Source organism: Achromobacter sp. 18P8.1.1 (assembly GCF_057799415.1).
Window position 1 is genome coordinate 1 of sequence record NZ_JBYOKH010000091.1, and the last position, 8,323, is coordinate 8,323.

Annotated in this window: 1 pseudogene; it reads right to left on the reverse strand. The window is 69.7% G+C overall.

The window, feature by feature from the left end:
- A pseudogene (locus AC27VE_RS30575) lies at positions 1-8,323 on the reverse strand (hypothetical protein); the annotation flags it as partial.

An 8,323-nucleotide genomic window follows, 5' to 3' on the forward strand; every position in this document is an offset into this window, starting at 1 on the left:
GGTCAGGGTGATGTCGCGCCCAGCCTGCATACTGAGGTTGCCGGCATCTACGCGGGCTACGCCGCTGATGTGCGAGCCCCAGGTGCTGCCGAAGTCCTCTGAGGCCGCGGTGGACGTGAGGGCGATGTCTCGTCCCGCCTTCAAGGCAACGTTGTCGCCCTTGATCAGCGAGACCAGGTTGGTCAGGTCTTCGCGCGCGGCAAGGTCGACGGTGGACCCCTGGATCAGGCCGCCGGCCTGGTTGACGATGTTGCCCGCCGTCATGACGGTGGCGTCGCGGGCGCCGATGGTGCCGCTGTTGACGATGTCGCCATCGGCCGCCAATTTGACGTCCCGGCCGGCCATGAGCGTGCCATCGCCCTTGAGGTCGCCGTCGCGGACCAGCAGGTAGACCTGGGGCACGAGCACGCTTTCGGTGGTGCCGTCGGGCAACGTGACGGTCTGCTCCACCAGCCAGACCAGGTCGGTCGCCAGGTGGCGCTGCTGCTCCTCGGTCAGTGCGACGCCAAGCTGGATGCCGTTGTCGCGGGCGAATTGCGCGCCGGCGGCTAGCAGAGCTTTGTACTGGCTGTCGTTGTCGCCGTAGTTGTCGAGGAAGCGCTGGCCGGTGGTGGCCAGGATCTGGTCAGACACCAGCTTTTGCTCGTAGAAGCCGTCACCCAGACGCTTGGGCTGGCCCGAAGGCGTCAGGAACTTGGCGCCCGGGGGGACCAGGGAGTCCCAGCTGCCCAGGCGCGCACCCGACAGGTTATTGCCGCCGGCGACGGCGGCTGCGCCGCCGACCGAGAGTGCGCCGCCCGCGCCCAGCGTGGCGCCGGTCGGGACGGACGCGCCTTGTGCGTCCAGGCGCTGGCCGTCCAGGCTGCCGCTGCCGCCGACCATGGCACCGCCCTGAGCCGCACCCGAGACCGAGCCGGCGCTCACGCCGACGTTGACGGGTCCGGTGCCACCCTGACCGTCCTGGCGCAGGCCGTCAAGACCGCCGCCCGAACCGGCGCCGCCGCCGATGATGGTGCCCGGCAGCGCGCCGGGCTGGTTCAACAGGTCGAGCAAGTAATCGCTAGAGACGGTGGGGCGTTGCCCGACGAAACGCGGATCGGTGGCGACGATGTAGGGCGCATCCGGCCGCCCATTGACGGTGTAGAGCTGGCTGTCCGGAATGCCGGCCGGGTTGGAGACGGTGCGTACCACCGTTCCGCCGGGCAGGTCGACACTGGCGACCAGCACCGGCCTGGGTCCGCTTCCCCCGTTGCCGGCGCCAGGCGCGGAACCGTCGAGTTTGACTGAGACGTAGCCCCCAGACGTGCCGACCGGAAGCTCGATGGGCTGGCCGGCCAGGGTGGCGTTGTACGCACTGGCGTACTCCTTACGGTCGCTCGAGCGCGCCTGGGTGACCGTGGCGGTGCCGACTCGCGTGACGGTGCGTTCGCCCCCCGCGCCAATGTTGTTGATGGCGGGGCCGGCCACGGTGAGCGCGCCGCCTGCGGCGATCTGGCTCTTGTCGTTGGTGACCGAGCCGGTGAGCGTCATGGCTCCGCCCGACAGGATCTTGCCGGGGTCGGAAGAAACGGTACGGGTCTCGGTGACGGTCTCCTGCACGCGGTAGTACGTGAACGTGCCGACCAGGCGGCTGTTGAAGTCGGCGTTGAAAGCGCGAATGCGCGCGTCCAGCAGGTCGTGCCGGCTCTCGTCTCGCGCGATCGCTGCGTCACGCTCCGGCGTGGACACCATTTCGCACTGCACGCCTCGGCACGACTCGACCATCGGCGGAATATTTCCCTCCGGCGGTGGCACGCCGAATACCGACCAGATCTTGTCTCCCGGCGCATAGCGCGTCTTTCCGACACAATTCTCAGTATTGACGCCGCTTGACAGGCATTCGCGCAAATTCGCGATGCGCGCCGGAGCAATCGGTGCATCCTGTCCCGCCTTCCCTTTGTAGGAAGGCGCGTAGTCAAACGGAGGGCCGTACTGCGACGCCGGATACGTGGTCGACGGCAGCAGGAACATGCGCTCCGGATCGTCGTCCAGCCAGGCCGGATCCTTGCTGCACATGGGCGTCACTTCATCGCACAGCCAGTTCGTTTCCGCGTCGTACATATCGGTGGTGCCGGCCGGCGTGAAATACACCTTGGGTGTGGTCGACACCTGCACCGTTTCGCTGACGTAGCGGTCGTTCTGGTTGCGAATGGACGCCGCCGAAATGTTGGCGTTGCCGGCCGCCTCGATGGTGGCCGAGGCGTTCAGAAGAGAGACGGCCTGGCCCACGGCACGGCCAGTCGCATCCAGCACGCCGCCGATGCGCAGGTCCGCGCCCGTGTAGATCAGCGCGTGATCGCGGTTGACCAGCGAACCAACGCCCAGGTCCATGCCGCCGCGCGAGGCGATGACGGCGCCGCCGCCCGCGCCCGCGCCGTTAACCAGCGAGCCTGCCTGTATTGCGACGGCATCGCCATAAATGCGGCCCGTATTGTCCAGGCTGCCCGCGGTGATGCGGGTCGAGCCGCCGTCGATCAGCCCAGCGTTGCTCAGGCCCTGCGCCACTTTGATGGTGTTCACGCCGCCGGCCAGCAACGCGCCAGAGGCCTGGTTGTTCAGCGAATCCGCCGTGATGCTCAGGTCGCGGGCGGCGGTGATCTTGGCGCGGTTGTCCATCGCGCCACCGACCGACAGGTTCAAATCGCGACCGCTGGCGATGTCGCCTTCCTGGTTCAAGGACCCGGCGTATTGGAACGACAGGTCGCCCGCCGATTGCAGCGTGCCCAGCCCTTGCAGCACCTGCGTAATGACCGTCAGGCTCTTGCCCGCCTGCAACTTGCCCTGTGCGTTCTTGAGCGTGTCGGCGACGATGCTGGCGTTGCCCTGAGAGGCGACTTCGCCGCCTGTGTTGTCCAGTTCCTTGGCGGTCAGGGTAAGGTCCTCGATCGCCTCGATGGAGCCCGCCTGGTTGTTGACGCGGTCAGCCACGATGGAGACCACCTTGCCTAGCACCCCCTTGGGCGACGCGTCCGCGGCGCCCAGCGTACCGCTGTTGTCCAGACTGGCTGCGTTCAGGGTTAGCGCGTTGTCTGCCTGGATCAGGCCGCCGCGGTTATCGATTGCGCCGGAGGCGGTGACGGTGAGATCTCGCGCGGCCAGCGTGCCGTCGCGGTTGACGATGCTTGCGGCTTCAATGTGCGCGTCACCGGCGGCGGCAATCAGCCCCCCGGTGCTGTCGAGTTGCCCGCTCAGCTTGATCGCGGCGTCGCCCGTCGCGGTCAGCTTGCCGCCCTGGTTGCGCAGATTGGCGGCGGTGATGTCCAGCGTTGCCCCCTGCACGACGGCATTGCTGGTGTCTATATTGCCCGGCGTCGCCAGGGCAAGCTTGCCGACCGCGGACAGTTTGCCGCCCGCCAAATCCAGGCCACCCGCGGACAAGGTCACATCCTTGCCGGCCAGGCTGGTACCGCGATGGATGATGGAGCCGGCCGTCAGCGCAATGCTGCCCGGCAGACTGAGCGAGCCATCGGCGCCCACCCCAGCGACGAAGCGGCCGGCGTTGGACAGTTGCCCCAACGTGGTGGCTACCAGATCGCCGCCGGCCAATACCGACCCCGTGTTGTCCAGCATGGATCCGGCCGACAGGCGGGCGCCCGTGCCCGCGGAAGCGATGCCGGCGTTGCTCAGCGCACCGCCGGCGCTCAAGTCCAGCGCCGCACCCGCCTGCAGGCGGCCGTCCGCCAGGACGGAAAGCTTGCCGCCGGCGCTGACGACGAGGTCGCCTGCTTGCGTGGCGGCGATCCCGCCCAACGTTGCGTCCGTGCCTGCCCGCAAGGTCATGCCTTGTTCCGCCGCCGCCGCGCCGAAGGCGCTCAACGCGCCACCCGCTTGCGCCGTCAGCGATCCTCCCGCTTGCAGGCGCGAATCCGCACCCAGCGAGAGGTCGCCCCCCTGCGCGAGCAAGGACAGATCACCCTGCAAGGCGGCGACCGTGCCGTCCACCGTCATGCGGCCGCCCGCAGCCAGCGATTGCGCGCCGCCCGCCAGCAGGCGTCCGGCCGCTTGCAGCGAATCTTGGGCCGTGGCGATCAGATTGCGGCCGGCCTGCGCCAGCCCAGTGGCACCGACCGCGATGTCGCGGCCCGCCAGCGTCAGGTCGGCGTCGGTGGCGGCGGTGCCGTCCACACGCGCGTCGCGCGCGGCGGCCAGCGCCATGTCGCCCACCGAGCTCAGGGCGCCCGCCGCGTACAGGTCGCGATCGGCACGGGCAGTCAACGTGCCCGCGGCCTGGACCTGGCCATTCTGCTTCGCGATCAGGTCGCGTCCGGCCGTGATCGTGGCATTGCCTGCCGCGCTCTCGCCCAACGCTGCCACGACGCCGCCCAAGCGGGCGTCACCGGTTGCAGTAAGCGTCAGGCCGCCGCCCGCGGCAATGACGCCATCGGCGTCCAGGTCCGCGCCCGCGCTGGCGCTCAAGCCTCCCGAGGCCTGCATTCTGCCGGCCGTGCCAACGCGCAAGTTCTCGCCAGCATTGGCCGTCAGGTCGCCTTCGAGCGCGGTGGCGATGCCGTCGATGCGGATATCGCGCAAGGCGCCCAGGATAATGGGAGAGCCCGCGGTCGCGGTGCCCGTGATGAACAGGTCGCGGCCCGCTTGAACTTGCAGCGTGCCGCCGCCGCCCCCCGCCCCCGCCGCGGTGCCCGCGGTGCCTGCGATGCGCAAGTCCTGGCCTGCGTTCAGCAGCAGCCCGCCGCTGCCCTGGGCCAGGCCCGCCTGGCCGATGGTCAGATTGCCGCCCGCATCAGCGTTGAGGGTACCGTTGGCCACCGTCTTGCCATTCAGCTCGGCGTCCGTGCCGGCCTTCAGAACGATGTCTTGCTCGCCGGAGATCGTGCCGTTCGCCAGCAGCTTGCCGCCGGCTTGCGCCTGCAGCAGCCCGCCCGCTTGCAGCGCGCTTTGGCTGCCCAGCGTGATGGCGCCGCCACTGCTGGCCTTGAGCGCGCCAGCATCGGCCAGAACCGTGCCGCCCACGGACAGGTCCTTGTCGATTTGCAGCGTCGCGGATTGCCCGGCCACCAGCGTGCCGGCCAACGCCGCACTGTCGGCCTGCACATCGACGGAGCCACCGGCCTGCTGGCTCGAATCCGCCACCGTGGCCAGTGCGCCGCCGGCCTGGATCGACAGCTTGCCCGTGGCCAGACTCTGCCCCGCAAGGCTGATGTCGGAGGCTGCGTCCAGTATCAAGTCCGCCAACGAGGATACCGTGCCCGCCGTCGTCAGCGTGCCGCCCGCGCGCGCTTGCAGGACACCTCCCGCCAGCGCCCGGCTACCGGCCGACAGTGCCATGTCCAGGCCCGCGATCAGGTCCAGCGCACCGTTGGCCGACGCGGCCGTTCCGGATAGATCCATCCGGCCGCCAGCTTCCAGGCGCGCGCCCTTGTCGCCGCGCATGGCCCCGGCCAGTTCCAGATTGCCCGCAGCCGCCACTCGCGCTTGCTCCGACGCGTCCAGCTGCGCCGCTGCGCCGACGCGCATGTTGCCCCCGGCACTGAAATCCAGCGCGCCGTCGGCGCCCAATCTGCCGTCCACCCGGACGTCGCGCACCACGCGCAACGCCGCATCGGCGGAGGACACAAGGATGCCGTCCAGCGCCAGATCGCGGCCGGCTTCGGCCTGCACGCCCTTGCCTTGCAACTGGCTCGTGGCGCCCAGCCGCATATCGTTGCCGCTCTTCAGGTTCAGCACACTGCCATAGGCCAGCGCGTTGCCGTCCACGCGCAGGTCTCGCGCGGCCTCCAGCGTCATGCCGCCTTCGGCCAGCGCCGTGCCCGCAAGGTTCAGGTCCTGCCCTGCCCGCAGCATCATCGACGCGTCGGATTGAAGATGCGAACCGCCCGCGGCCGTCAACGTCTGGCCCGCGATCATGTCCAGGCCGCGCGCCGCGTAGATCTGCCCCGCCAAGGTCGCGGAACGCGCGGCCTGCATGGTCAAGGCATCCAGCGAACTGAGCGCGCCCGCCACGCGCAGGTCGCCAAGCGTCGTCACATTGACCGGACCCTTTGCCGCCACCCGCGCAAGTTCGCTTATCGACAGGTCGCCCCCAGCGTCCAGACTCAGGCGGCCGCCGCTGGCGGCAAGCGCGCCGTCGACGGACAACTTGCCAGCGGCGGTCATGGTCATGTCGCCGTTGCCGCGCCATGCACCAGCCAGCGTCATATCGTTGCCAGCCCGGGCCTGCGACGCCCCTTCGGCATCCCATTGCGCCGTCGTGCCCATGGCGAGATCGCGCCCGGCGGCCAACGACAGGTTGCCAGTGGCCGCGGTCTTGCTATCGACACGCGCATCGCGTCCCGCGGTCAACAGGATGTCGCCACGCGACGCCATCGTGCCGCCCGCCAGCAAATCGCCCGCAGCGCGCGCCGACACGCCATCGCCCTGCGTGCGGCTGGCGTTGCCCAAGCGCAGGTCGTTGCCTGCATCCATCGTCAACGGGCCGCCATAGGCCAGCGCCGCACCGTCCACGCGCAGGTCGCGCGCGGCCTCCAGCGTCAGGCCCTTATTGGTTTCGGCCTCGCCGGCAAGGATCAGGTCCTGCCCGGCACGCAAGGTCATGCCACCCTCGGATTGCAAGCGAGCGTCGACGCCCGCCAGCAACTGTCCCATGGCTTCCAGCAGCAGCGGGCCGTCGGCCAGCAGCTTGCCCGTGACCGTGGCATCGGTTCCGGCCTGAGCGGTCAATCCGGCCAGCGACGACGCCGTGCCCGCCACGCTCAGCGCGCCTTTTGCCACCATGGACAAGGGCCCGCCGGCCTGCGCGCTGCCCCCCACCGCCATGTCGCCCTCGGAAGCCAGGGTCAACGCGCCTTGGGCTGCGCCAGCCGCGCCGCTGACATCCAGCGCGCCTCCGGCACGCACATCGGTGCCTTGGTTGCTAAGCAGGCTGCCTGGCAAGGCCACGTCGCCCCCGGCCTGCAGGCTGGCCATACCCGTCGTTTCGACCTGGCCCGTGAGCTTAGCCTTGTCCTGCGCACGCAACGCCAAGTCGCCATCGACACCGAGCTTGCCGCCGAACACCGCGTCGCGGCCTGCGGTCAGGGTGGCCGATCCGACCGACACCATCTCGCCACCGGCGATGAGGTCCCGCGCCGCAACCGCCGTCACGCCCTTGCCCTGCGTCTTGCTGGCCTCGCCCAGCAGCAGATCGCTGCCGGCGTTCATCGTCAGTACGCCGCCGTAGGCCAGCGCGCTGCCGTCCACGCGCAATCCGCGCACCGCGTCGATCGCAATGGCGCCGTCGCTCAACGCCGTGCCCGCCAAGCTGATGTCCTGACCCGCGCTCAACGTCATGTTCTTGGACGATTGCAGTTGCGCGGTTTGGCCTGTCTGCAAGTCCGTCCCTGCCTGCAGCGACAAGATATCGCCGGTCAGAAGCTTTCCGCCCACCTCCGCCCCACCCGCCGATACCAGGGTCAAAGCGCCCTGGCTGGCCAGTTCGCCGTCCACCGCCAAGGCGCCGCCGCTCTCGCCGCGCAACGCGCCGCCTGCCTGCACCTTGCCCTGGCTGCCCACCGTCAGGCTGCTTCCTGCCAGCAAATCGATCCCGCCCGAAATCGCGGAGGTTTCACCGTCCAGCCGCAAGGCGCCGGCGGCTTCGATGCGATTGCCCTCGTTGCTGCGCACTGCGCCCGCCAGCGTCCCGTCCTGTCCCGCCTTGAGTTGCGCCTTGCCTTCAGCGTCCAGTTGAGCGCCCTGCGCGATGACCAGATTGCGGCCAGTTTCAAATTTGACATCGTTCGTGGCCGCGGCTTTGCCGCCCAGACTGGCATCGCGGCCGGCGTTCAGTACGATATCGCCGCGCGCGGTCATTGCGCCGTCCGCCTGCAGATCGCCCCCGGCACGCGCCGTCACGCCTTCGCCCTGCGCACGGCTGGCGCTGCCGAGCCGCAAATCATTACCTGCGTTCAGCGACAACTGGCCGCCATAGGCCAGCGCCGCGCCGTCCACGCGCAGGTCGCGGCCCGCGTCCACGTTCAGGCCCGCATTGGTTTCCGCCATGCCGGCCAATGCCAGGTCGCTACCCGCGCGCACTTGCATCGGGCCTTCCGATTGCAGTCGCGAGTCCGTGCCGGCCGCCACCCGGCCTATCGCGTCCAGCAGCAGCGGGCCGCCGGCCAGCAGCTTGCCGTTGATGGTGGCATCGCCCGCGGCTTGGGCGGTCAGCCCGGCCAGGGATGACACGGTACCCGCCACGTTCAACGCGCCCTTCGCGCTCAGCCCCACCTGGCCGCCGGCCTGCGCGCTGCCGCCCACGGACAGCTCGCCGTCCGACGCCAAGGTCAACGCG